A 23822-nucleotide genomic window follows, 5' to 3' on the forward strand; every position below is an offset into this window, starting at 1 on the left:
CACCCACCGGGTTCTGGGAATGTGCCAAACAAGGATGGCACCCACCGGGGTCTGGGAGTACGCCAGCCAAGGTTGGCAGCTACCGGTTCAATGGCCCGGCGATGGCCTTACATTGGTAGGTGCCGACCGTTGGTCGGCACAATTTCTCAGCTGCGATGAACCCTGAAGAAGCGTGCCGACCAACGGTCGGCACCCACCGGGGTCTGGGAGTGTGCCACCCCAGGTTGGCACCTACCCGTGCAACGGTGGTCAGCCGGCCGTACGCAGCGGCGCCATCTTCCACAGCAGCGCGCGGAACGGGGCCAGCAGGCATACGCCGATCGCCAGCTTCACCGCCAGGTCGCCGGCGGCCCAGCTCACCCACGGCAGGGTGGAGCCAGCAAACGCGATCGACCAGAAAATGGTGGTGTCCACCGTCGCGCTGCAGGTGGTGGCCACCATCGGCGCGCGCCACCAGCTGCCACGGCGCAGGCGGTCGAACACGGTGATGTCCAGCAGCTGGGCCACGATGAAGGCCGAGCAAGAAGCGATCGCAATGCGCGGCGTCGCCACCCACACCGACAGCAGCACCGCCACCGCAAAACCAATCCACGCCACGCGGCGGGCCGGACCGGGGCCGAAGCAGCGGTTGATCAGGTTGCTGACCAGAAACGCGACCGGATAGCTGAAGGCGCCCCAGGTCAGCCAGTCATTGATCGGGTACTGCACCAGCACGTTGGACAGCAGCACCGCCGCGCCCATGGCCAGCACCGCCAGCACCAGGGCGCGGGCGGTCAACGGGGCAAAAACAGGCGCAGGACGCACGGACATGGCGAGCCAAGGGAAAAAGGGGATCGTCCATTATCCGCCCGGCCCGCCGCAAAGCCAAAAACGGCCGTTCAGCTTTACAGCTGCTCGCTCAGCGCGTCGCCGGCGGCATAGGCCGTGGGCACATAGGCCAGGGCCTTGCCGTCGCTGTTCTTCACCGTCCAGCCGGCACCGGCATCGGTCGGGTCGAAGCGCACCTGCTGGCCGACCACGAAGCCGGCCACCGGGTCATCGCCCTCGATCGCCGGCCACTGCAGGGTGGCAGTCTGGTCAGCCTTGTCCGGTACCTGCAGCTGCACCTGGCGCTCGCCGGCGGCGGTGGTCGCCACCTGCTTCACTTCCATCGGCGGCAGCGGCACCGCCGGGGTGCGCTCGGCGACTTTGCCATTGCGCTCGCTGGCCTTGAACGGCGCCTTGGACAGCGCTGCAAGGCCCATCGAGGTAGCCAGCGGAACCGACACCACGATCAGTGAAGTGACCAGCACGCTGGCCTGGCCACTATTGATGTGCGGGGCGGCGCCGGCGTGCACGGTCGGCACCGTCAGGGTCGAGAGCAGCAGGGCGGTGGCGGGGGCGCGCAGGGAACGAAGCATGGTGACCTCCTGGTCGGGAAGAGAAGCAGCGGCTCAGCGCTGCGTATCGAAAATGTCGCGTGGGCCGGTGGCTTCGGGCAGGTATTCCAGTGGCCGGCCCTGGTTGTCGCTCACCTGCCAACCGTCGCCCGATCCGGTGGGTTGGAAGTTCACGGTCTGGCCCACGTTGAACTGCACGGCCGGGTCGCCGGGGCGCTTGGGCCATTGCATGGAGGCGGTGTTCTGCGGGTTGCTGGCGTCCCGCAGCAGCACCTCGCGGCGACCATCGACGGTGGTGGAAATGGCGCTGACCTGCATCTGCGGTAGCTTCACCGCGCCCTGGCCCGCGGGCACGCCGGTTTCTTCGGCTTCTTTGGCCGCCGCCGCTTGCGCAGCTGCCGCCATCGGTGCGGACATCTCCAGGCTCGGCCCCTCGGGCACGCTGTTCTGGATGATCACGATGCGGCGCTCGGCATGTGCCGGCGCTGCAGACAACAGGCTGCCGCACACAAGCACGGCCAACGCGGAAAACGGCAGGTTGCGCATCATCTTCTCCTTGCCAGGTCAGGGCGCAGCGGCGGCAGTGTCGGCCGTCGCATGCGCAATGGTCAGTTCCTGCTGCAGCTGGCTGCGCTGGTGCAGGAAGTCGAATACCGATTCCACCGTCACCACCGAGTAGTTGCCGGAAATACGTTCACTGGCCGGATGGTCGGTGGTGGTGGCGTTGGCCACGAACAGGCGCGCACCCACGCGCTTGCCCAGGCCGATATGCAGCACGCTGGGCTGGTACTTCTGCGCACGCAGCCAGTGCTGTGCCTGTTCGCGCTTGACGATCACCGGGCCGCCTTCATTCTGCGCCATCGCTGCGGCCAGCACTTCCAGGATCCACTGGTTGGAATTCTGGAAGTCGGTGGCGAACGGATAGGCCACGACGTTGTACTTCGATTCGTGCAGCGCCTTGGGCTGGATCGTCGGTGCTGCCAGCATCCGCTTCAGTGCCAGCTGCAACGCCGGCGGCGGCACGCCGATGCGCAGGTCGGTATGGGTGCCGCTCTCGCCGACGAAATTGCCCAGGCCCTCGCGGTACAGCTGCGAACTGTCGGTCTTGCAGCGGTTGAGCAGGTGCAGCGCGCGCCAGCGGCCGTCGTCCTCGCGCAGCAGGAAGGCCAGGTGGCTGTGGCGCAGGCCGTAGCGGCTCAGGTCCTGGCCGCCACGCGCTGCGATCACCACGTCAACGTCGGGCAGCGCATCCAGGCGCTCAGCGGTGGCCCACGCCACATCGAACATCGCCGCCTGTGCGGCCACGCTGGGGTAGCGCTCGACGCAGGTGCCGCTGTCGGCCCATGCCGGCGCGGAAGCCAGCAGGCCCATCAACAACAGCAGACCGCAGCGCAGGCGATGCAGACGTTCCATGTATACCGCTCCAGACGCGGGCAGGCCCGCGCGCCGATCATACCCGTATCGCTGGAATCAACGCTCCACGCCCTTGCGCCGCAATTCCTTGTCGCAGGCATCGCTGATCGGCGCGATCGGCAACGGCGGGCGCTCGTTGCGCGGATTACGCAGCGCCGGCTGCTCGCGGTAGGCATCCAGCTGCTGCTGGCACGCGTGCGACAACGGGTCCAGTTCGGTGGGGGTGGTGGAACAGGCCGCCAGCAGGGCCAGCGGCAGCAGAAGCAGGGTACGCATGGGGACGTCCAGTCCGAGGGGGAGGCTGGACTCTAACTGCGCCGACGGATCGAAATGTTCAAAAAGCGCTGGACGGCATCACCCCAACGCCAGCCGCGCTTTGACCTCGGCAGCAATCCGCGCGGTCTCGCGCAGTGGTTCGATGCGGTCGTACTGCCAATCCAACCAGCGCGGCTGCAAGCGCCCGCGTTCGCGCAGCTGCTGCTGGAAGCGCGCCAGCCGTCCCTGCGCCGTATCGGCCAGGGCCACCATCACCGGCATGCGCGTGGCGCTGGCCTCGGACAGCAGGTTCACCGAATCGGGCGACACCACCACCCGGTTGGCCCAGCCGAGCAGGCCGGCATACGGGTTCACGCCATCGCCGCCATCGCCCCAGATCACATGCGGCAGGTCGGCGAACTTCGCGCGCAGGATCTCGGCCAGCGCCGGCGGCGTGCGCCGCGAAGTGGTCGCCAGCAGGCTGCCACCCTCGCTGCGGATCTGTTCGGCCAGCGCCTGGAACACGTGCACCATCGCCGTCTCATCCCATGGTGCCAGCGGCGTCGGGCCGCCCACCAGCAGCGCGGTGCGCGGGCCGGGCAGGGTGCTGAAGCTGGCGAACGCGGCGCGGCCCAAGGCCAGCCAGTCATCGTCCACCGGGTTCAGGCTGCCGACCAGGGTCAGCACGTTGCTGCCGCGCAGGGCGTCATGCTCGGGCACCACCACCACGTCCCAGTGGCGGCAACCGATGCGCGGGTCGAGGATCTGCACCACCTGGCTGCCGCGCGCACGCAGCACGCGCAGGGCACCGGCGGCCTGGCGGCCACAACCGATCGCCAGCGCAGGCGCCTCGGCAGCGAGGGACGCGAACGCCTCGCCGTAGCCGTTCACATCACCGGGTAAGCGCCGCGGCGACAGCCAGCGCCACGGCGCGCGGGGTTGCAGTACCAGGGGGCGGTGGCTGCCCAGGCGCAGCGCCGTCGCCAGCGCGACCGCCTGGCGGACATTACCGGCACGGCCATCGGTGACCGTCCATGGCGTGCTCGATCGTTTCACCATTGGCATTAATTCGTTTCAATCCTGCTGGGTGTTGCAACAGTCGCGACACTCTACACTGCGGATCGACGTTTCGCCCCGCGCCGCCCGCGGGCACTGACCTTAGCCGCCCTGGAGATCCACCGATGTCCCACGCGCTCGACGCTGCTGCACTGGACCAGTTGTTCCGCACCGCCCGTACCCAGAACGCCTTCCTCGACAAGCCGGTCGAAGACGCGCAGCTGCATGCTCTGTACGACCTGCTGAAGTGGGGCCCGACCGCCGCCAACGGCAGCCCGGCGCGCTTCGTGTTCGTGAAGTCGGCCGAAGCCAAGGCCAAGCTGGCACCGGCGCTGTCCGAAGGCAACCACAACAAGACCCTGGCCGCCCCGGTCACCGTCATCGTCGCCTTCGACCAGGACTTCCACGAGAAGCTGCCGTACCTGTTCCCGCACACCGATGCCAAGGCCTGGTTCGACGGCCCGCGCGAAGGCCGCCACGAAGGTGCGTTCCGCAACGGCAGCCTGCAGGGTGCCTACCTGATCCTGGCCGCACGCGCGCTGGGCCTGGATGCGGGCCCGATGTCCGGCTTCGACAATGCCAAGGTCGATGAAGCGTTCTTCGCCGGCACCAGCATCAAGTCGAATTTCCTGGTCAACCTGGGGTACGGTGACGATTCGGGCCTGTTCCCCCGTCTGCCGCGTCTGTCCTTCGACGAAGCGGCGCGCATCGCGTAAGTCGCTGTATCGGTTTCGGGCCCGCCTGCCGTGGCGGGCCATTGCTGCACTGTGTTCCCACCCTACGATCCGGAGAGTTCCTGAGATGAGCGCCACCCGTAAACTGCTGCTGCCGCTGGCCCTGACCCTGGCCATCGCCGCCTGCTCCAAGCCGGCCGACACCGCCGCCCCGGCCGCCGATGCTGCTGCCCCGGCCACCACCGAGCAGGCTGCCACCACCCCGGCCGCCGATGCCGCTGCTGCTGCCCCGGCGGCTGCCGCCATCACCATCGCCTCGGGCACCTACAAGCTCGACCCGACCCACACCGACGTGCTGGCGCAGTGGAGCCACTTCGGTTTCTCCAACCCGAGCGCGCACTTCGGCAATGCCGAAGGCACCCTGGTGTACGACGCCACTGACGTCACCAAGTCCACCGTGGAAGTGAAGCTGCCGCTGAGCGGCCTGAACAGCTTCACCGCCAAGTTCGACGAGCACCTGAAGAGCGCCGACTTCTTCGACGCTGCCAAGTTCCCGGCCGCCAGCTTCAAGAGCACCAAGGTTGAATCGGCCGGCACCAACAAGCTGACCGTCACCGGCGACCTGACCATCAAGGACATCACCAAGCCGGTGACCCTGGATGTGACCGTCAACGGCGGCGGCGAGCACCCGATGGCCAAGGTTCCGGCCGCCGGCTTCGATGCCACCACCACCATCAAGCGCAGCGATTTCGGCGTCGGCGCCTACGCCCCGAACGTCAGCGATGAAGTGAAGATCCGCATCACCACCGAAGCCACCGGCGAGAAGCCGGCTGCTTGATGCAACATCCCGCTCACTCGTCGTGAGAAGGCAGAAGGCCCGCTGAAAAGCGGGCCTTCTTTTTTGGGTTCTGGTAGAGCCGGCCGCTGGCCGGCTGCGGACCTGGATTCGGTGGGTGCGGACCGTTGGTCCGCACAATCTCTCCGAAGCAGGATTTCTCAGCGCAGCGTACCCAGCCACGCGGCCGACGCTTCGCTCGGGCTCTGCTTGGCCTTCACCACCAACCCGCTCGCGCGCACGAACGTCTGCGCGGCCTGTGCCACCACCTGGCGGGCGATCAGCGCCGCCTGCCTGGTCGATGCCTGCTGCTTGCGCAGCTGCACGATATGCACCGACGGACGACCCACCGGCGCGTACTTCTGGTCGCGGCGCAGGATGTCGGCCACCTGTGCCACTTCATGTTCGGCCTGCAGGTAGCGGTGCTGTGCCTCGACCAGCTCACGCAGCGGTACGCGCGCCGCAGCCGGGTCGGCGAAGGCAGACAGCACTGCGTCGCAGGCGCTGTCGTCGGCCAGGCGGGTACGCAGCGTGTCCACGCCGCTCAGGGTCAATTTGCCCACGTGGGGCCTCGTTGGTGCAGGAAAGGAGCGCGATTGTCGCATGGGGTCGCGGTTACCATGGCGGCCGCACTGAACCACGGAAGGCAACACCATGCAGGAAGCGCAGTACTGGCTTGGCGAATTCTGGACCGGCCTGAGCGTGCTCGATCTGATCGGCGGCAGCGGGCTGGGCACCCTGTTGGGGCTGGCGCTGGGCATCTTCGCCTGGCGCTGGCTGCATCGACGCGGTTGGCTGCGGCGACAGCGAGGTTGGCACCACGGGCTGCTGGCCTCGTATGTGGTGCTGCTGCCGTTGCTGGTCGCGTTCTTCGGCCTGCAGCTGGGCTTCACCGCCGGCGCGCACCGCGCGCTGTTCAAGCAGCTCGATCACTTCCAGCCGCACCTGCAGACGATGGTGGAAGGCTGGAGCAGTGGCTTCACCGCCTCGCTGGAAGACGAGCGCATGCGTGCAGCGCTGCAGAGCCAGGGCACGGTAGGCGATGTGGCAGATTCGCTGGCCGCGATCTACCTGAGCGAGCATCCGTTGCCCGGCGTGGACCGGCTGGGTGACGGGCCGATGGCACGTGGCGTGGGCTGGGTGATCGGCAAGGTGCGCGCCGGGCTGCTGCGCGCGATGGTGGAAGACACGCTGATCGACAAGGCCGGCACGGTCGGCCTGGAGCCGAAGATGGTGCGCGAGGCGCTGACGATGCGTATCGACGAACTGCTGCATACACGCGGCGTGCTGCGGCTGGTGAAGGCGCAGATCAACGGCATGATGCCGGGCGTGTACCTGGGGTTGCTGCTGCCGCTGGCGATCATCGCGCTGCTGCTGGCGCTGGAGATCTGGGCCGCGCACCGGTTCGGGTGGGTGCGGCAGGTGGCGCCCCGCGCTCCTGTAGAGCCGAGCCCGTGCTCGGCTCATCGCGCGTAGCGCGAGGGTGGATAGAACAGCAGCCGAGCATGGGCTCGGCGCTACATCGTCAAAGGCGTGCGGACCAACGGTCCGCACCCACCCGCTGCCCGGTCAATCGCCGTCGGTTTCGTCCGGGTGCGCCTTCCAGTAACCGGTCGAGCGGATCCAGTCGCGCGGCACGCCCAGGTGGCCTTCGATGAACTTGCGCATCATCCGTGCGCGGCGCGATTCGGTGGCGATCCAGTAGAACGCATCGCCGTCCGGGGCTTCGAAGTCGGTCAGCATGTCTTCCAGCAGCGTGCTGCTGGCTGCCGGGAAGCCATTGCGCTCCAGCCAGTGGATGCGCACGTTCTCGTACTGCGGCAGGTCCTGGCGCTCGTCCTCGTCGGCCACTTCGATATACGCCTGCACCTGCGCACCTTCGGGCAGCACGTCCAGCCAGCGGGCGATGGCTGGCAGCGCGGTCTCATCGCCAATCAGCACATAGGCGTCGTAGCTGTCGGCCACCACGAACGAACCGCGCGGGCCGCCGATCACCAGCGTGTCGCCGGCCTGTGCGCGCTCAGCCCACGGCCCGGCAATGCCCTGGTCGTGCAGCACGAAGTCGATGGCCAGCTCGCCGGTTTCGTGGTCCCACCAGCGCGGGGTGTAGTCGCGTGCCGGCGAAGGCTGCTTGCCGTTCGGATAGCTGCGGCCCTCGGCGGTCAGCACCGGCAGCACCATCTCGCCGCTGGCGTTGGGGAAGAACAGCTTGATGTGGTCGTCGGCGCCGGGCGAGTCGAAGCCGGCCAGGTCGTCGCCGCCCAGCACGATGCGGCGCATGTGCGGGGTGACAGTCTCGGTGCGCAGCACCGTCAGTTCACGGAAGCGCACATCCAGGCGCAGGCGCGAGTTGTGATGTTCGGTCATGGGGGTACCTGTCAGAAGGTCGCGCGGGGGCGCGCGGCATGGGGGAAGACCTGGCTGGATTCAGTCTGGCTGGGTCGTAGAAAAGGGAGAGGACGCGTTGCCGGCCTGGCCATTGATCAGCGCCGACGCGCGTGTCAGCAGCGCGGCCACCTGCTCGGCTTCGCCGTCGGCCCAGCGCCCGTGGTGGTGCACCAGCGCCAGCTTGAACTCGCGCAGGGCAGCGGCCAGTGGCGCCGGCAGCGAGGCCTTGGTGATCTCGCGGGCGCGGTCGAACGCGCGCCGCTGCGCCAATCGCACCTGGGTGCGCTGCACCTTCAGCTCGAACTCGCCCGCAGTGGTGATGCGGAACACACGGCGGCCGTCCACCTCTTCCGATTCCACCCAGCCGGCCTGCTCGAAGCTGGCCAGCAGCGGGTACATGGTGCCGGCACTGGGGGTGTAGGCCTGCATGAACATGGTGCTGATGTGCTGCATCAACTCGTAGCCGTGGCGCGGCTGCTCGCCGATCAGCGCCAGCACCAGCAGGCGCAGGTCGCCACGGCTGAGCACGCGCGGCTGGCCGTTGCGGCGGGGTACCGCGGCATCGTCGGTGCGGTTCCTGGGGGAGGGGGATCGGCCCATTTCGATATATCGGTAACGTGTGCCGCAAACGATATATCGATAAGCCGGACCCGACAAGTACGGTTTCGGCCACAACGCTTGCCAGATCGGGCCACGCCGCCAGGTGCTGCAAGGGATCAGGGCAGGGTTGCGTGCGGCGCAAGCCACCGTTGCGCGGCCTGACATCCGTATCGGGCCACGCAACGGCGCTGCGGGTTTTCGCCCCGTCGGGGGCGCAGCAGACGAGCGGCGAACCGCGGGAAGGGGCCTGCTCGCCGCCAACCGTGCGCAGTGGCGCCCTCCGCGTCGAGAGGCGCGCGCGACACGTTGTCGCGGGTTCAGCGGCAGCCCGTCAGACAACGCCGACACGGCGCCGGCCTTGCCCTACAACGGTCATCCGCAGCAGTAACACTGCGTCCTGCGCATGGGCGCAGCAGGCCGCAAGCGACAGCTGGCGCAGCCCTTGCAGGCAGCCACAGCGGCCTGCAGCAGTGCTTTGTCCCGCCGGTGGACGTCCCGGGACATGCCATGCAGACAGGGGGGGGCTGCCTCCATACGCCAGCGTAGCCAAGTGACGAAAGCCCTTGGTGCGCTACACTTTGCGGTCTAGAAATCTATCAACAGTCGCGCGCGTGCGTGCGGTAATGGGAGCGCTAATGAACTGGTTGAACGAGGTGCTGAACAACGACCCGAATCCTGTGGAAACCCAGGAGTGGATCGAGTCGTTGAAGGCCGTTATTGATGTCGAGGGCCCCGAGCGCGCGCATCAGCTGCTGGAAGGCATGGTGGAACTGACCCGTCGTTCGGGTGCCTATCTGCCGTTCTCTCCCACTACCGAATACGTCAACACCATCGAGCCGCAGCTGGAGGCCAAGAGCCCGGGCAACGCCGAACTGGAATGGCGCATCCGTTCGATCATCCGCTGGAACGCGATGGCCACCGTGGTGCGCGCCAACCGCAAGCCGGGTGACCTGGGCGGCCACATTGCTTCGTTCGCCTCCGGCGCAACGCTGTACGACGTGGGCTTCAACCACTTCTGGCGCGCCCCCAGCGAGAACCACCCGGGCGACCTGCTGTTCATCCAGGGCCACAGCGCCCCGGGCATCTACGCGCGTTCCTTCCTGGAAGGCCGCATCAGCGAAGAGCAGCTGGACAAGTTCCGCATGGAAGTGGACGGCGGCGGCCTGTCGTCGTACCCGCATCCGTGGCTGATGCCGGAATACTGGCAGACCCCGACCGTGTCGATGGGCCTGGGCCCGCTGGCCGCCATCTACCAGGCGCAGTTCATGCGCTACCTGGAAAACCGTGGCCTGATCGAGAAGTCCGACCGCAAGGTGTGGTGCTTCATCGGCGATGGCGAGAGCGACGAGCCGGAAACCCTGGGTGCCATCGCGCTGGCCGGCCGTGAAGGCCTGGACAACCTGATCTTCGTGGTGAACTGCAACCTGCAGCGCCTGGACGGCCCGGTGCGCGGCAACGGCAAGATCATCCAGGAACTGGAAGGCGTGTTCCGTGGCGGCGGCTGGAATGTCATCAAGCTGCTGTGGGGCGGTTACTGGGATGCCCTGCTGGCCAAGGACACCAATGGCGTCCTGAAGAAGCTGATGATGGAAACCGTCGACGGCGAATACCAGAACTGCAAGGCCTTCGGCGGCGCATATACGCGCGAGCATTTCTTCGGCAAGTACCCGGAAACCGCTGCGATGGTGGCCGGTCTTTCCGACGACGACATCTGGCGCCTGAACCGTGGTGGCCACGACCCGCACAAGGTGTACGCCGCCTACCACCAGGCCGTGAACACCAAGGGCATGCCGACCGTCATCCTGGCCAAGACGGTCAAGGGTTACGGCATGGGCAGCGCCGGTGAGGCACTGAACCCGACCCACCAGACCAAGAAGCTGGACGACGAAGCGGTGCGCCACTTCCGCGACCGCTTCAACATTCCGGTGACCGACGCGCAGCTGGCCGACGGCCAGGTGCCGTTCTACCACCCGGGCCCGGATTCGCCGGAAGTGCAGTACCTGCAGGAACGCCGTGCCGCGCTGGGTGGTTACCTGCCGCAGCGCCGCCGCAAGGCCGAAAAGAGCTTCAATGCACCGAAGCTGGAAAGCTACGAGCGCCTGCTGAAGAGCAGCGGCGAGCGCAGCTACTCCACCACCATGGCCTTCGTGCAGAGCCTGAACATCACCCTGCGCGACAAGGAACTGGGCCCGCACATCGTGCCGATCGTGGCCGACGAAGCCCGTACCTTCGGCATGGAAGGCCTGTTCCGCCAGATCGGCATCTACGCGCCGTTCGGCCAGAAGTACAAGCCGGTCGACGCCGACCAACTGATGTTCTACCGCGAAGACCAGAGCGGCCAGGTGCTGCAGCAGGGCATCAGCGAGCCGGGCGCGATCAGCTCCTGGATGGCCGCCGGTACCAGCTACTCGGTCAGCAACGTGCCGATGCTGCCGTTCTACATCTACTACTCGATGTTCGGCTTCCAGCGCGTGGGCGACATCGCCTGGCAGGCCGCCGACATGCGTACCCGCGGCTTCCTGCTGGGTGGTACCGCCGGGCGCACCACGCTGAACGGTGAAGGCCTGCAGCACGAAGATGGCTTCAGCCATCTGGTGGCCGGTGGCATTCCGAACGTGCGCAGCTACGACCCGACCTTCGGCTTCGAAGTGACGGTGATCCTGCAGCACGGCACCAAGGCGATGATGGAAGATCAGATTGACGAGTACTACTACGTCACCCTGATGAACGAGAACTACACCCACCCGGAGATGCCGGAAGGTGCGGCCGAAGGCATCGTCAAGGGCATGTACCTGCTGACCGACGCCGGCAAGCCGAAGAAGGGCGAGCTGCGCGTGCAGCTGCTGGGTTCGGGCACCATCCTGCGCGAAGCCATTGCCGCGGCCGAGCTGCTGGACAAGGACTTCGGCGTGACCGCCGACATCTGGAGCTGCCCGAGCTTCAACGAACTGCGTCGCGATGGTTTCGACGTGGAACGTGCCAACCGCCTGCATCCGGAAGGTGAGCAGCGCAAGGCCTACGTGACCGAGCTGCTGGAAGGCCGCCAGGGCCCGGCGATTGCCGCCACCGACTACGTGCGTGCGTATGCGGACCAGATCCGTGCGTTCGTGCCGATGTCGTACACGGTGCTGGGTACGGATGGGTTTGGCCGTTCGGATACGCGTGCGAACCTGCGCCGGTTCTTTGAGGTTGACCGGTACTACATCGCGCATGCCGCGATTGCGGCGCTGGCGAAGGACGGGAAGATGACCGCGAAGGATGTGGCCCGGGCGATCAAGCAGTACAAGATTGATCCGGAGAAGGCTAACCCTGTTGGGGTTTGATTTCGATCAGTACGCGTGATGAATAGGGCGGCCTAAGTGCCGCCCTATTCCATTTGAGAGAACTTATATATGCTGAGAAAACTGACAGCTACGCGTCTAGCTACCTTTGCCTCAGCGCAACCGAGAGATGTGGGATGGCTCTGAATGTCTATCAAATCGCCGCCTGTTTACGTGGTGATGAAACAAACAGATCTGAGCAACCAGTTGAAATTGCTGAGAGTCTCGGTGATGTAGTCAGTATTTTCTGTGGCGCTGGTGGACTCGATTTGGGTTTCGAGCAGAGCGGCTTCACCGTGCCGTGCGCTTACGATATTCGTACGGTAAGCATCGACTCTTACAACGCTAACCGAACAGGTGCACATAGAGGACACGTAGCGGATGTGCGAGGTCTGACGGTCGAGAGGGTTCGCGCAGACTCGGCGAAGGCCAGTTTTGCTCCGATCGGTTTGATAGGTGGCCCGCCATGTCAAAGCTTTAGCGGTGCGAACACGGCTGATAAGATTGACGATCCACGTCACTCGCTCCCGGAGCAGTACGCACGATTAGTGCGGGAGCTAAATGCGGATTCGCCGCTACATTTCTTCGCATTCGAGAACGTAGTCGGCCTAGTTGGGCCAAAGCACGCGCATGTGTTCGAGAAGCTAAAGAAGGATCTTGAGGTTGACTTCAATCTGAGCGAAGCGATCTTAGATGCCCACGATTTTGGACTCCCGCAGCGTCGGAGGCGAGTCATTGTCGTTGGATTTAATAAGTCGATTTATGGAGAGCTGCGGTGGATTCCGCCTCAGGCAACGGGTGGTAGAGCCACCGTGAGAGACGCCATTGGTGAGCTACCTGAACCAGTTCACTTTGAGCGAGGCCTGTCGGAGAATGAAATTCCATTTCACCCTAACCATTGGTGCATGAAGCCGAAGTCGCCAAAGTTCAGTAACGGGCTGATGAGTGTGGGGAGCAAGAATAGACGGTGTTTCAAGGTTCTAAGTTGGCATGAGCCGAGTCCGACGGTTGCTTATGGCAATCGAGAGGTCCATGTACACCCCGATCAACATCGAAGACTCAGTGTTCTCGAAGCTATGAGGCTGCAGGGGTTTCCTGATCGATTCGTGTTAAAGGGAACTCTGTCCGCTCAAATCACTCAAGTCAGTGAAGCGGTACCCCCTCCGTTGGCCGAGGTTATCGCAAGCTCAATTAAGGAGCAGCTCAAGCTTAGCTAGTTCAATTGAGTTTCAGTATTTTCGAATTAACTCGCAATGCGGTTAGAATTAAATATGGTCGTTGGCGTTCATGTGAAATGCCGCGCGTCTCGGGTGAAAGTCCGCCAATGGAGTGGGATATGACGAACGACGTAAAGAATCGGAAGGATGAGGTCAAATACATCGAAGAGCAAGGTGCTCTTGCTTCATATCTGTCCGATCCCGGTGTTGCTGGAAGACCGGTTAGAACGCATCTCCAGGCAAGTGATCGGGTAATTGCAAGGGTCACGGATGGCATCTATCGAGAGCCCGCTTCGGCTCTTCGAGAGTTGATATCTAATGCTTGGGATGCAGACGCTACGCAGGTGACTATTCTCACCGACGCTCCTCGATTCGGCCGAGTATATGTTCGAGACGACGGAAATGGCATGTCGTTCGAAACCCTATCTCATCTGATTAAAAATATTGGCGGTAGTGCAAAGAGAAGCGCCAAGGGCGAAGGGCTTGGTGTAACTGGTGGTGATGTTGACAAGTCCCCAGGTGGACGTCAACTGATTGGAAAGATCGGTATTGGACTGTTCTCAATTAGCCAGCTCGCGCGTCGCTTTCGAATTGTTACGAAGGTTAAGGGCCAGAGCTATCGCCTGATCGCTGAGATCTCGCTTAGAACCTACACGGAAGACGGGACAGAGCTGGATCATGCTTCTGCGGAAGGTGACGATAACTACATCAGTGGCGTTGTGGAGGTGGTCAGCCAGCCCGCGGAAGACATAGATTCTCACGGAACCGACCTCATACTCGAGGACGTCAAGCCGCGTGTTCGTGACCTGCTGAGGGATTCTGATCGATGGGCCAAGGTTTTCGAACGCGAGCGCGCCATAAGCGTTGGCGATAAAGAGACTGCCAATGCGATTCGAGTTCAGCGCCCAGTATTTCATTCGGGTTGGATCGGTGCTTCTCCTCCTGGTGAAGCATCAACTGTAGAGGTTGGGCCAAACTTCCCGTGGACCGAAGACACTGATCCTAGCGATAGAATGGCTGCACTGATGGATGCTGTCGAAAAACAGGGAGAAAAAAAGGATCGGCCTGATCTTGCTGCGACGCTTGACGCATACCTTAATATGCTCTGGACGCTGGGGCTATCTGCGCCGGTTCGATATGTTGATAAGCATCCATTTGATCTGAAGGCATCAGAGAACTTTGATCTTTTCTGGATATCAAACGAGGCAAAGGGCCAGGCTACCGAAGTAAAAATGATGCCCGGTGAGACAGTGCGGCGAGCCGTCAAGGAGCGCGCTCCAGGCAACAAAGAGTTAGTTGATGGGCTGGCGCAGGCCGGCGGCGGCTTTAGGGTGTTCATTGATTCGGTTGAGATTAAGCACCCCGTTCGGTTTAAGTACCTCCCCGCTGGTGAGAAAAATCTATCCAAGTCTCTCCTGTTCGTTGGGAGCTATAACCCGGATCTCAGCAAGATATCGGTGGATAGGCGGGGAGGGGGGTTGTCATTGGAGGGGTACGCATTCTGGACGGGAAGGATTGTACCGAAGGAGAATAATGGCGTTTTGGTGCGAATACGGGGGGCGAGTGGTGCCGCATTTGATCCGACTTTCTTTAATTATCAGGTTTCAGAGCTGACTCGCCTTCGTCAGATTACGTCAGAGATATTTATTCGTCGAGGGCTGGACGCGGCGCTGAATATTGATCGGGAGTCTTTTAACTTCTCCCACCCGCACGTCCAGCTCGTAGCTGGCTGGGTTCAGCGCTCCATCCGCCAACTTACTAATAAGCACAAAGACTTAGCTTCCAAGTTGAGGAAAGAGCGGCTCGGGACCAAAGCAGCTGCAGAAAGTAGCGCTCTCGATAAGTTTGTGAGAACGGTTTGGAGCGGGCGGCAGTCGGATGATGTTCCGCCTGAAGTTACGATTTCCGACGAAGTAGGTGTGCGAAGCGCCAGAAGTATGGGTAATGTTGCGCTGCATAGGGCCACGTTGACTTCAGTAAAAGCGCTTCAACAAATGCCTGCGGGCCAAGGCGAAAGCAAGGTGACTGCGCTGGTCCAAGTCCTTCTCGCCTACGACGTTCTGCAGGGGCTTGAATACGCGGAGCAGGAGAATCTGATTGCAGCAATCTTGCACGTATTCTATGGAGTGGAATCGAAATGATGCAGGCTGACCCAAACGGCCAAGGTCTAGATCCTCTGGACGAGATTGACCAAGAAACTGTTTATGGCGAGGCGGCGGAGGTCGACGTTGCCGAAGAGATTGTCTCTGCTAGGAAAAGATCCGACTTCAAACCATGGCACCATCCCGTAAAGCAATTTGTTCGTGAGAAACAATGGTTGTTGCAGGTAGAGCGATTGGGGCAGGCGCCAGGTAGGGATCTTGGCTATCTTTCGCTTCCTGGAGAGGACATGTTTGATGTCAGGGTAATCGGCGAATCGGTGAAGCGAAGGGGTGGAAAAGTTAGGCTTCTCGGATTTAACTCTAGAAAGCCCGGGATGGGAGATGCTGGAAGTCAGATAAATGCTGAATCTGTCCTGCGGCAGGAAAAGATAATCACTGATGACTCCAGGACGCTGCCCGATAGGCTGCAAGATATTGCGGAAAAGCGATCTCATGTTTACCGGATCATGGAGTCCTACGGGAAGTTCGATGTAATTAATATCGATCTCTGTGATCATCTCGGGGCAGAAACCGCCGGCCCTGGGATCTTTGATGTCATCGAGAAAATAGTACTGCATCAAAGGGGGTATGCAACTCCATGGCTATTCATGTTGACTACGAGGGTGCATCCTGATTTCCTCGGCAAGGCGGAAGGGAAGTTCTCCCCTCCATTGCGGAAGAATATTGAGCTTGGTCCCGAATTCTCCGAGAAGCTCGCGGAACTCATAGGGGTTGACATCTGTATTGCCAAGGATGTGGAGCGGTACTGGAAGGTCGCCGGGGATCCGCTGATAAAAATATTTGCAGTTGGGTTGGGTAAATATCTATTGCATTTGCTTCACAATCAAATTCAAGATCCCGCGTCGGTGGAGTTGGCAAGCTGTTGCGCCTATAGAGTCGAATCGAAGAGTCTAGATATGCTCTCTGTTGTATTCAGGGTTACGCCCAGGGAGAAGCTTATGATTTCTGCGGAGCAGCAAAATAACATCGAAATACCTGCTATTGAGATGGCAAGTGCGATTCAGATTGTACGCAAGGCAGGTGCGACTGTGGATGTTGATGCTGTTGTCAACGATCGAGCTGTTCTTGTGAATCTCGTGGAAAAGACAGAAGCTCTTTTGGCAGCTGGGAATTACGATGTTTCAAAGTACCGTGAATGGCTAGGTGCACATGGATTTAGGCCTCATGTCGTGTAGGCGGAAATTGGATTAAATAAATGCGGCGGCTGGTTGCTATCTGGTAGGCCCAATTTCAAGCCGCCGGCCGATGTGCGATTAACAGTCGCACATCATCTGTGAATGACGACGTATTGCCCGCTGAAATAGCCCTCTTAGACTCATTTTCCAAACGCAGATCCTGGAATTCCGCTCGCTTTATAGCTCATTGCTGGGAGTTTTGGCACTGGTGAGCCCGCGTCCGCTCGGGAGAAACACCTCATCCCCGGGTTTAGGTTGGGCTATCAGCTAAGTGAAAATCAATGCTCGCGAATTGCCTTCTACCAGGGGCATTGCGAGCGATGCCAAGCGAGCGACTGTAGGCAGGCTGCCAGTCCACCTGGCATTGAAGCAGCCAGCCTACGGCCCTCCAACTCTAAGTAAGCAGAGTTCTGCAGAGTAGGTGCCACGGCGATCCGCAGGGAATCGGGGTTGATGGTCACTAGATACAGATCGAACAGAGTGTGCACATCAGCACGGAGCAAAAGGCCGTTCCTGACATCGTTGCTCTTCAGGCCAGAATAGGGTCGGATGTGGGCCGCCTCAAGCGCATCGACCACATTGCATCCCGTCATAGCACAGCGGCCGCCGTATGCGTCCAGCAGTGCCTTACGGAAGGCGGGCTGCCCGCGGCGCCGAACGATAGCTGCCAGCACACGCTGCCGTTCGTCCACCTCGTCTGTTGGGGAGAAACTGCCAGATGCCTCCGCCGCTTTGGCCTCTTGATCCAACAGTCCTCTTGTAGGACCAGAGACCGACGTGAGCGTCTCGCCAGAAAGCCCGAGGAGCTTGGCAAGTTTCGGCTCAACCTTTGCACCCACGTTCGATGCTGGAAGAAGCCCGGGTAGCCAAGGCTTACCTGCCTGATCTAGAACATGGGAGATGTTCTGCATGCGGTACTCCCACGCCTTGGACGTGCGTCCGTGTTGGGCCGCCAATTCCCGATAGACCCTCGCCTTCTCAAGGGCTGATCCATTGGCAAGACGGGCCTCCATTTGGCGATACGCCTCAACGGCAGCAGCCAATTCGTCTTCAGTCCACCTGCTCACAGCCTTCCTCTTTCCGCGACCGCACGTGGCGCTCTGGGGAAAGTATGCCGTAAACGACACAATGAGCCGCAAATGGCTTGGGACGGAAGAGCGTAGCGCTGTCAGCGCAAACCACAGACTATTCAGGCCCGTCGGTACGTCTCGTATATGGAGTTCAGTTACAAATCCCTAGTCGGCCGGAAGTAGTCGGCTACTCCAAGGCTGGAGTAGAGGTTGATCGCAAGGCGTCTCACTGGCTCGGCCTATGAAGCCTAGGAAGAGCAACTGTGATGAGGAGTTGTCCACCAGCAGAGCGGGCTCACCTCGGCAAGTGAGCTCGAAGTACCTTGCATCAAAGCGTCCGGCACCGAGGGCTGCATCTTCAGCCACTAGGCTTAGGGCTTCCTCGCGCATGACAGCAAACTCTGTAGCCGAGACCTTTGGGTAGGTCTTCAGCTCCAGATCGCCTTTTAGCAGGTGGAAGTGGGCGAGCGCTGAACCGATCAACGCTGCCAAACACAGTGCTGCGTACGTCAGAGACTTCATCGGAAGTCCTGCAGATCAGAGGCGAACGGATAAGGGGGCAGCGACGACAGCCCGCAGCTTACTGCTCGAGCTTCAGGCCTTGGGCTCTACCCCCGCACCTGCAACCGCTCAGCCACCTGCGCAGTCAACGCCACACACGCCATCTTCAACCCTTCCATCACCCGATCCCCCAGGTACTCCTCGGGCGCGCCATTCTGCCGCGTGCGCTCTGCAGCCAGCATCAACTCCGCCACCACGCGCAGCCCAGCCAGCGCGCAATCCGCATCCGCCAACTGAAGGCACCGCCCAGGCAGTTGATGCCGCTCCGGCCAAGGCTGGCCGTCTGCCGCGGCACCGGTTCCGATGCGGCGCAGCGTGGCAACGAAGGTGTTGGGATCGACGGACGGTTCGCGCTCGGCTTCAGCGTTGTCCGGATCGTACTGCGCGTGCAGGGAACGGAAGTCCGATGTGTTCATGGCAATGCTCCGTACAGGACAGATAGCAGCGCCACCAATAAAGGCGGCGGACGATGCGTGGCTCGAAAACCGGTAAATGCCAGACCGGCGGGCACGAAGGCCCCCACGCACCGCCCGCCATGGAACGCGAACGGATTGCCAGCCGACGCCACACAAAAGGTGACGCCGGCTGGCAAGCGCATACAACTGGCAGATACACGGGTTTTCGAGTCCCGCGCCACCCTTTTCCGGTGGCACGCCAAGAGATACCCGCACAGATGCCAAATGCCAAGAAACTGCAGAACTGACGATTGCCAGTCCTGACGCTTTCGGGATTGTCGCACACGGTGTTAAGCCAGCAAGCGATTGCGCCGCAACGGTCTTGAAGGGCTTGGCGCTATTGGCCCCAAGCGCAGGATGCTCACAGCCAAGCCCACGGCGTAGGACCAATTACGACAGATTGGAGCGGCAGTTCAGCCCGGCGGCGCCTCGGCCGTGGGCACGAAGGTCAGACGGACCCGAACCCGCGCATGCCGCGCGACGCCCTCAACCACAACCGGTTCGAAGCGCCACTGGTCCACAGCGGTAAAGGCTGCACGATCAATCTCCCGCAGTCCGCTGGACCGCGCCACCATCACGTTGGAAACGTGGCCCAGCTCATCCAGTTGAGCAACCAACAGCACCTCCATGGGAACCTGCAGCACGGTATCGGGCAGGGTGGCAGGGGCCGTCGAATACACAACGGCAGGCGCCTGTTGCAGCTCGAAGGTGGGGTTGTCACCGCGCTCTACGAACACTTCGGTGGAAACCTGCGGGTCTGCCGCCATGGCCATGGCAGGTGTAGCGCCCAGCAGCATCAGAACAAGGTTCAGTGCCAGGGCGGTGTTCAAACGGGGCATACGTGGTTTCCATTCCGGTGCGCTGCCAGCATAGCGGTCATGCCCTGGCATCGCTTGCCTTGAATGTCGGCGTGCCGGACTGCTGTACGGATCACACAGGCACGCCCGGTCGTGGCCACAATGCATCGTCGCGCTCCAGGTCGTAGTCGCTGCCGAAGGCGAGCGCTGCCTCGCGTGGTGGAAGGTCTGCGTAGCAGCGCAACAGGTACTCATCCATGCCGGCATCGCGATGGTCGATGGCGAACAGGTGGAGGAGCTCTTTGTCGAAGGCTTCCAGCCATGTGGGGTCGATCTTGGTCATGGTCATCCTCCGCCGGTGCAGGGAGGATGGCCTGAAGGTGTCTCATGTGCTTGGAATGACGCTGCCCCAGTCAATTTCTTGGGGGAGCATTCGCGGAGGCGCCAATCGCGACGGACTTCACCCCATACGCATGGAGTGACTCTGCTGTTCCTGGATGCGGGCGTCCAACGCCTGCTGCTCGTTCTCGCGAGCAAGCGCGCGTTGGTCGCCAACAATAGCCAATTGCTGCAGGGATTCCACCATAGGCGTTTGTGCCGCCACCGCTGTGGGCATGACTGCGCGCAAGTGGGCAGGGTCAGCCAGATCGCCCTGCACGACAAAGATGTTGTGCCCGGCCGGCTGGCTGGCCGTTGCATTGCTCAACAGCACGTGGTCGGCACGCTCCAAGCCCTGCTCACGCGCCTTCACGGTCAAGCTGGCGGTCAAGTTCTCACTGGTCGCGTCGAATGGCCGGCCGTGCTTCTCATCCAGCGCGGCTACACCTTGGCGAATCTGCTTGTGCAATGCGTAGTCGGGATGACCCGGCGCAATACTCGCCAAGCGGCGTCCTTCTCCGGAAGGAAGTTCGGGCTCTTGGTTGGAAACCACAAGTGGGCTCTTGGCGATTTCCCTGTAGGGATCATCGGGATGGAACTGAGTCGCTTTGACCTCACGCTCCAGGCGAACCTCACGGGTCTCGTTCAGGCGCGAAATCTCCTTCGCATCGGTTTCCTTCGTTGTTACATCGATGGGAGGAATGCCCCGGGTGTGGCTCCAACTGCCATCCTTCGCGTTGTACGTGTGGTAATCGATCTTGGTACCGATGACGTTGGGGTCGACAGCGTCGCGCTGCAGGGTCGCCAATGCCTCGAACTTGCTCAGCTCTACGAAGTAGAAGTGCCCGGCGGGCTGGGGCATGTCCAGGTGCACGCTGACCGCGGTCTTGCCAGCACGGAACGCACCGCCGGCCGTATTGTCGAGCATGTTCTGCCAGACTTTTTCTGCCGCCTGCCCGCCCTTGCTGTGCTCTGTGGCGACCAGCAGCATTCGCGGTGTCCAGCAGTTCACGTTGAGATCGTTGGCCTCGAACGAGACATCGTGGGATTTGAGTGTGCTGGTATAGGGCAGGTTGAGGGCCAGCTCTGGCCTACCCGCTCCCATCCACTTTTTGCGTTCGGCCAGATCATTGCTGATCAGTTCTTGACCGAACGTCTCCTGCCTGCGTTCAGTGAAATCTACATTTTCGTTACTACCGAACAGCTTCTCCTGCTGCTCGGCGACTGCTGTTGCAAAGCTGTTGGCGACCCGGCCAGGCAGGCTGTCGTTGCGTACAACCCCCAGCGCCAACAGCCCATAGCCGTCGTTGTCGGGAAGCTGTGCGAGGTAGTTCCAGTAAAGCTCTCGGTTCCCATGCTTGGCATAGAAATCCAGGACTTTAATGTCCTTATCGGTAAGTCCGCTCATGGTTCATCCTTGAAGTTCGATCACGGCTTGGCGCGATAGCGGCGCAGAAGCTCGCGCACTGCAGCTTCCATGCGCTGCCAGTCGCTCAGCATCACGCGCGCGTAGGTCATCTCGATAGTGATGCTGTCGTCCAGATCCACCAGGGAATGACGGCACATGGCAACTCGATCACCGTCGGCGCGTTCAAGTGCCTTGCCATGCGCAACCAGGCCATCGGGAATCCTGTCCGCAGGATCGCAGCTGATGAACGTTCTCAGCTGGCCATCTGTTGAACGCGCCACGTACCAGTCCGGTTCCATCTTCGGATTGTGCACATAAGGCACGCCCAGCTCCTGTTCCGAATCCTTCGCATAGGCGGCCAGCAACAAGGGATCGATTGCATAGGGAGTCAATCCCCATCGCTCGGGTTGTGCTACCCGCAGGTCCAAGCGCTCTACCGGGTCGCTGCGTTCCAGCGATCCTGCCTCGGTCGTGGCGTCGTTGCTGGACCGTCGTGCGAGGTAATCGGTGATGGGTACCCGGTCCAGGTAGTGCAGCTCGATCAGGACCTGCCGTCGGCTGTCCTGGGTTGTACGTACTGGACGGTCACCCGGCGGCGGTGCGTCAAAGTCGGGCCAGAACACGGTGAGCATGACCCCACCATCGGCGAAGGGACCGATCTGGTTGTAGTAGAGATTGGCCGGGAACATGAAACGGTGCGGCCCCAATGTGGCCTCGACCGGTTGCGTCGTATAGGTATGTCCGCCCACCGTGCGCGGGCTGGTTGCGTCTTCGGACATGGCGGTTCCGTTCTGATCCTTTTCCGTGGATGGAGACTTCGCACAGGCGGTTGCGCTTAACACAGCCACCAAGGCGAAGGACGCGAGCCGGCGAGCCGGTGCTCTGCTCATGGGCGATTTCCTTGCGTGATCGAAAACGACTATAGAGCGGCGGGGAGGGAAGCTCCAGCTTCTGCCCGAGTGCGTAGCCCGGCATGTAGGCTCGGGAGCACTCCGTACTGCACGCTGGTTCACACATTCAGCAAGCCACCGCCACCCCGGCACGGGCTCTCCACCTGCCCGCGAACCCACCTATGCGATCATCCGGCCAGGACCGCAGTACCCAACAAGGCTGAGCAGGCATGGAGCAAGCAACACGCTACACGGTAACCCTCTTTCTGGCCGCGCCCGGCACCCCGCTGAACAGCGGCGGCAGCTCACCGCGTGGCCACATGTATTTCCAGACCGCCGCCGGTGAAGAAGTACACAGCTACGGCTTCGCACCGCCGCGCCTGCCGCCCGGTGAGGCCGCTGCCGGTGTGCAGTACGCCGAGGTGGTACACGACGATGCCGACGAGCACCGCGACCCGTACTACAGCCGCACGCTGGAAATCAGCGAGGAGCACTACGGCTGCCTGCGCGATTTCGCCGAGGAGCCGGCCGAGTTCGGCTTCGATGTCGATCGCCCGGCCACCATCAACCGCTGCAGCGATTTCGTCTGGGCCGCGCTGCACTATGCCGGCCTGCATTCGCAGCCGGCACCGCTGGATGGCGGTAGCAATCTGGGCGAGTTCGCGGTGCTGTTCAACCTGCCGGAAATCCAGTGCATTGCGGCGCCGTTCCCGGCCAGCGAGCTGAATGGCGAACAGCACCACCCGATGCCCGAACGCGAGGCCGAGCTGCACCGCGAGGGCGGTCGTCCGAGCCACGAGCCGCCGCCCAGCCCGATGGAAGTGGCCGGTACGCTGCTGGACCCCTCGCACCCCGACCACCGTCTGTTCGCGCAGCTGATCCAGAAGGTCGCTGAGCTGGACGCCGCCCACGGCCGCACCTTTGACGACACCAGCCAGCGCATCAGCGCCAGCTTGCTGGTGCTGGCCAAGCAGAACAACCTGTCCCGCGTGGACCACGTGCTGCTCAGCCGGCCGACCAAGAGCAGCCACGAGGCCGAGAGCATCTTCATCGTGCAGGGCGACCGCGATGACCCTGGGCATCGTCGTGCGAGCATCGCTACGGAGGTGGCGGCGCAGACCGATGTGGCTGATTCGCTGCGGTTGAAGGAGCAATGATGCGGGCAGTGCGTGCGGTTGTTGCGTTTGCTGCGTTTGCCTTGATGGCGGGCTGCGGCAGCGCCTCACCGCCAGCTGAAGTGCCGAAGCTGTTGACCCGGGCCGAGGCTGATGCACGCACCGTGGTGCCTTTCACGCGCGGCGTGCGATTGGACAAGGCGGGGCGCATCGTCGACGTGACATTTGATTTGCCGCCTGCGGTACCTCCCGCGATTCCCAGTTTGAAGATCGGGTTCCGCCTGCAGGCTCAAGACGTCAAGCCGCTGCTCGCCGAGGCGGAGCGGATAAGGGACGTCGGTGTCCCCGCGCGCGTTCGCCTGGAGCGCCTGGAGGGTGACCACGCTACATCGGTGCGGCTGATGACCACGGCCCCGGGAGGCCGCAGCATGGAGCCTCTTCCGCCTGACGGCCACGTCGGCAAGTTGGTTCAGGGGAAAGTTGAAAGCGGGATGCTGATCGAGGCTGGACTGTACTCGCAGGATGTTTCCTACCACATGCTGCAACTGGCCGATGCGGGCCTGCTGGATGCCGGCAGATACCATTTGACCGTGGACCTGCTGGAGGATCGACCCCAGCTCAATGACATATTGGCCGAGTTTATTGTCGGCTTCCAACTACTGGGAAAATGAGAG

The 23822-nt window shown here is 62.3% G+C and carries 24 protein-coding genes; 9 read left to right on the forward strand and 15 right to left on the reverse strand.

Features of this window, described 5'->3' with window-relative positions:
* Window positions 1–249: 249 nt before the first annotated feature.
* The 6 genes from ACFX4F_RS05450 to ACFX4F_RS05475 all read right to left on the reverse strand — a co-directional run bounded on the left by ACFX4F_RS05450 (window position 250) and on the right by ACFX4F_RS05475 (window position 4106).
* On the reverse strand, window positions 250–810 hold the full coding sequence (locus ACFX4F_RS05450) for a queuosine precursor transporter (protein WP_380653020.1): 561 nt from the start codon (window positions 808–810) through the stop codon (window positions 250–252).
* A 74-nt stretch (window positions 811–884) separates the two neighbouring features.
* Window positions 885–1400, reverse strand: a complete 516-nt coding sequence (locus ACFX4F_RS05455) for a hypothetical protein (protein ID WP_380653023.1) — start codon at window positions 1398–1400, stop codon at window positions 885–887.
* Window positions 1401–1433: 33 nt separating this feature from the next.
* Window positions 1434–1925 (reverse strand): hypothetical protein, encoded by a 492-nt coding sequence (locus ACFX4F_RS05460; RefSeq protein ID WP_380653026.1) that lies wholly within the window; start codon window positions 1923–1925, stop codon window positions 1434–1436.
* Window positions 1926–1943: 18 nt separating this feature from the next.
* Window positions 1944–2792, reverse strand: coding sequence for a DUF2145 domain-containing protein (locus ACFX4F_RS05465; RefSeq protein ID WP_380653029.1), 849 nt, complete (start codon window positions 2790–2792; stop codon window positions 1944–1946).
* Window positions 2793–2849: 57 nt separating this feature from the next.
* The gene (locus ACFX4F_RS05470; protein WP_032975596.1) at window positions 2850–3068 is read right to left on the reverse strand and encodes a hypothetical protein; all 219 of its coding nucleotides are present in this window, start codon (window positions 3066–3068) and stop codon (window positions 2850–2852) included.
* A 78-nt stretch (window positions 3069–3146) separates the two neighbouring features.
* A complete protein-coding gene (locus tag ACFX4F_RS05475) occupies window positions 3147–4106 on the reverse strand; it encodes a mitochondrial fission ELM1 family protein (protein WP_380653033.1) in 960 nt (319 codons plus the stop codon).
* A gap of 122 nt (window positions 4107–4228) precedes the next feature.
* Between ACFX4F_RS05475 and ACFX4F_RS05480 the strand changes: the two genes are divergently transcribed.
* Both ACFX4F_RS05480 and ACFX4F_RS05485 read left to right on the forward strand, forming a co-directional pair.
* Window positions 4229–4819: a malonic semialdehyde reductase gene (locus ACFX4F_RS05480; protein WP_025878215.1), complete on the forward strand. Its 591-nt coding sequence runs from the start codon at window positions 4229–4231 to the stop codon at window positions 4817–4819.
* A gap of 85 nt (window positions 4820–4904) precedes the next feature.
* Window positions 4905–5615, forward strand: a complete 711-nt coding sequence (locus ACFX4F_RS05485; protein WP_089238300.1) for a YceI family protein — start codon at window positions 4905–4907, stop codon at window positions 5613–5615.
* A 158-nt stretch (window positions 5616–5773) separates the two neighbouring features.
* Here ACFX4F_RS05485 and ACFX4F_RS05490 read toward each other — a convergent pair whose 3' ends face one another.
* The gene (locus ACFX4F_RS05490) at window positions 5774–6175 is read right to left on the reverse strand and encodes a hypothetical protein (RefSeq protein WP_251473070.1); all 402 of its coding nucleotides are present in this window, start codon (window positions 6173–6175) and stop codon (window positions 5774–5776) included.
* Between the two features lie 91 nt (window positions 6176–6266).
* Here ACFX4F_RS05490 and ACFX4F_RS05495 point away from each other — a divergent pair, with 91 nt between their 5' ends.
* Window positions 6267–7088, forward strand: coding sequence for a hypothetical protein (locus ACFX4F_RS05495; RefSeq protein ID WP_380653038.1), 822 nt, complete (start codon window positions 6267–6269; stop codon window positions 7086–7088).
* Between the two features lie 93 nt (window positions 7089–7181).
* Here ACFX4F_RS05495 and ACFX4F_RS05500 read toward each other — a convergent pair whose 3' ends face one another.
* Window positions 7182–7979 (reverse strand): siderophore-interacting protein, encoded by a 798-nt coding sequence (locus ACFX4F_RS05500; protein WP_380653041.1) that lies wholly within the window; start codon window positions 7977–7979, stop codon window positions 7182–7184.
* A gap of 60 nt (window positions 7980–8039) precedes the next feature.
* A complete protein-coding gene (locus ACFX4F_RS05505; protein ID WP_380653044.1) occupies window positions 8040–8600 on the reverse strand; it encodes a PadR family transcriptional regulator in 561 nt (186 codons plus the stop codon).
* A 635-nt stretch (window positions 8601–9235) separates the two neighbouring features.
* On the opposite strand from ACFX4F_RS05505, the gene aceE reads away from it, so the two are divergent.
* From aceE to ACFX4F_RS05525, 4 genes are all read left to right on the forward strand, one after another.
* Window positions 9236–11923, forward strand: a complete 2688-nt coding sequence (gene aceE, locus ACFX4F_RS05510) for a pyruvate dehydrogenase (acetyl-transferring), homodimeric type (RefSeq protein WP_099841795.1) — start codon at window positions 9236–9238, stop codon at window positions 11921–11923.
* A gap of 134 nt (window positions 11924–12057) precedes the next feature.
* Window positions 12058–13137, forward strand: a complete 1080-nt coding sequence (locus ACFX4F_RS05515) for a DNA cytosine methyltransferase (protein WP_099821379.1) — start codon at window positions 12058–12060, stop codon at window positions 13135–13137.
* A gap of 119 nt (window positions 13138–13256) precedes the next feature.
* On the forward strand, window positions 13257–15278 hold the full coding sequence (locus tag ACFX4F_RS05520; protein ID WP_099821380.1) for an ATP-binding protein: 2022 nt from the start codon (window positions 13257–13259) through the stop codon (window positions 15276–15278).
* Window positions 15275–16474: a hypothetical protein gene (locus ACFX4F_RS05525; protein WP_133119644.1), complete on the forward strand. Its 1200-nt coding sequence runs from the start codon at window positions 15275–15277 to the stop codon at window positions 16472–16474. The genes ACFX4F_RS05520 and ACFX4F_RS05525 overlap by 4 nt, the downstream gene beginning before the upstream one ends.
* Before the next feature lie 299 nt (window positions 16475–16773).
* On the opposite strand, the gene ACFX4F_RS05530 is transcribed toward ACFX4F_RS05525, so the two are convergent.
* From ACFX4F_RS05530 to ACFX4F_RS05555, 6 genes are all read right to left on the reverse strand, one after another.
* A complete protein-coding gene (locus tag ACFX4F_RS05530) occupies window positions 16774–17385 on the reverse strand; it encodes an HNH endonuclease (RefSeq protein ID WP_165787293.1) in 612 nt (203 codons plus the stop codon).
* 767 nt (window positions 17386–18152) lie between these two features.
* Complete coding sequence (locus ACFX4F_RS05535) at window positions 18153–18521, reverse strand: hypothetical protein (RefSeq protein WP_099821385.1); 369 nt, start codon at window positions 18519–18521, stop codon at window positions 18153–18155.
* Window positions 18522–18973: 452 nt separating this feature from the next.
* The gene (locus ACFX4F_RS05540; RefSeq protein WP_099821386.1) at window positions 18974–19399 is read right to left on the reverse strand and encodes a TonB family protein; all 426 of its coding nucleotides are present in this window, start codon (window positions 19397–19399) and stop codon (window positions 18974–18976) included.
* Window positions 19400–19490: 91 nt separating this feature from the next.
* On the reverse strand, window positions 19491–19700 hold the full coding sequence (locus tag ACFX4F_RS05545; protein ID WP_207761054.1) for a hypothetical protein: 210 nt from the start codon (window positions 19698–19700) through the stop codon (window positions 19491–19493).
* Between the two features lie 117 nt (window positions 19701–19817).
* Window positions 19818–21143 carry an XVIPCD domain-containing protein gene (locus ACFX4F_RS05550; RefSeq protein ID WP_099821388.1) on the reverse strand — a complete coding sequence of 442 codons (1326 nt, stop codon included), beginning with the start codon at window positions 21141–21143 and terminating at the stop codon, window positions 19818–19820.
* 20 nt (window positions 21144–21163) lie between these two features.
* Window positions 21164–22033: a hypothetical protein gene (locus ACFX4F_RS05555; protein WP_380653053.1), complete on the reverse strand. Its 870-nt coding sequence runs from the start codon at window positions 22031–22033 to the stop codon at window positions 21164–21166.
* Between the two features lie 230 nt (window positions 22034–22263).
* On the opposite strand from ACFX4F_RS05555, the gene ACFX4F_RS05560 reads away from it, so the two are divergent.
* Complete coding sequence (locus ACFX4F_RS05560; protein ID WP_099821390.1) at window positions 22264–23190, forward strand: XVIPCD domain-containing protein; 927 nt, start codon at window positions 22264–22266, stop codon at window positions 23188–23190.
* Window positions 23190–23819, forward strand: coding sequence for a hypothetical protein (locus ACFX4F_RS05565; protein ID WP_099821391.1), 630 nt, complete (start codon window positions 23190–23192; stop codon window positions 23817–23819). Before ACFX4F_RS05560 ends, ACFX4F_RS05565 begins: the two co-directional genes overlap by 1 nt.
* Window positions 23820–23822 lie beyond the last annotated feature (3 nt).

Source organism: Stenotrophomonas sp. YIM B13575, assembly GCF_042787595.1.
In the GTDB taxonomy this organism is placed as follows: Bacteria; Pseudomonadota; Gammaproteobacteria; order Xanthomonadales; family Xanthomonadaceae; genus Stenotrophomonas; species Stenotrophomonas lactitubi_B.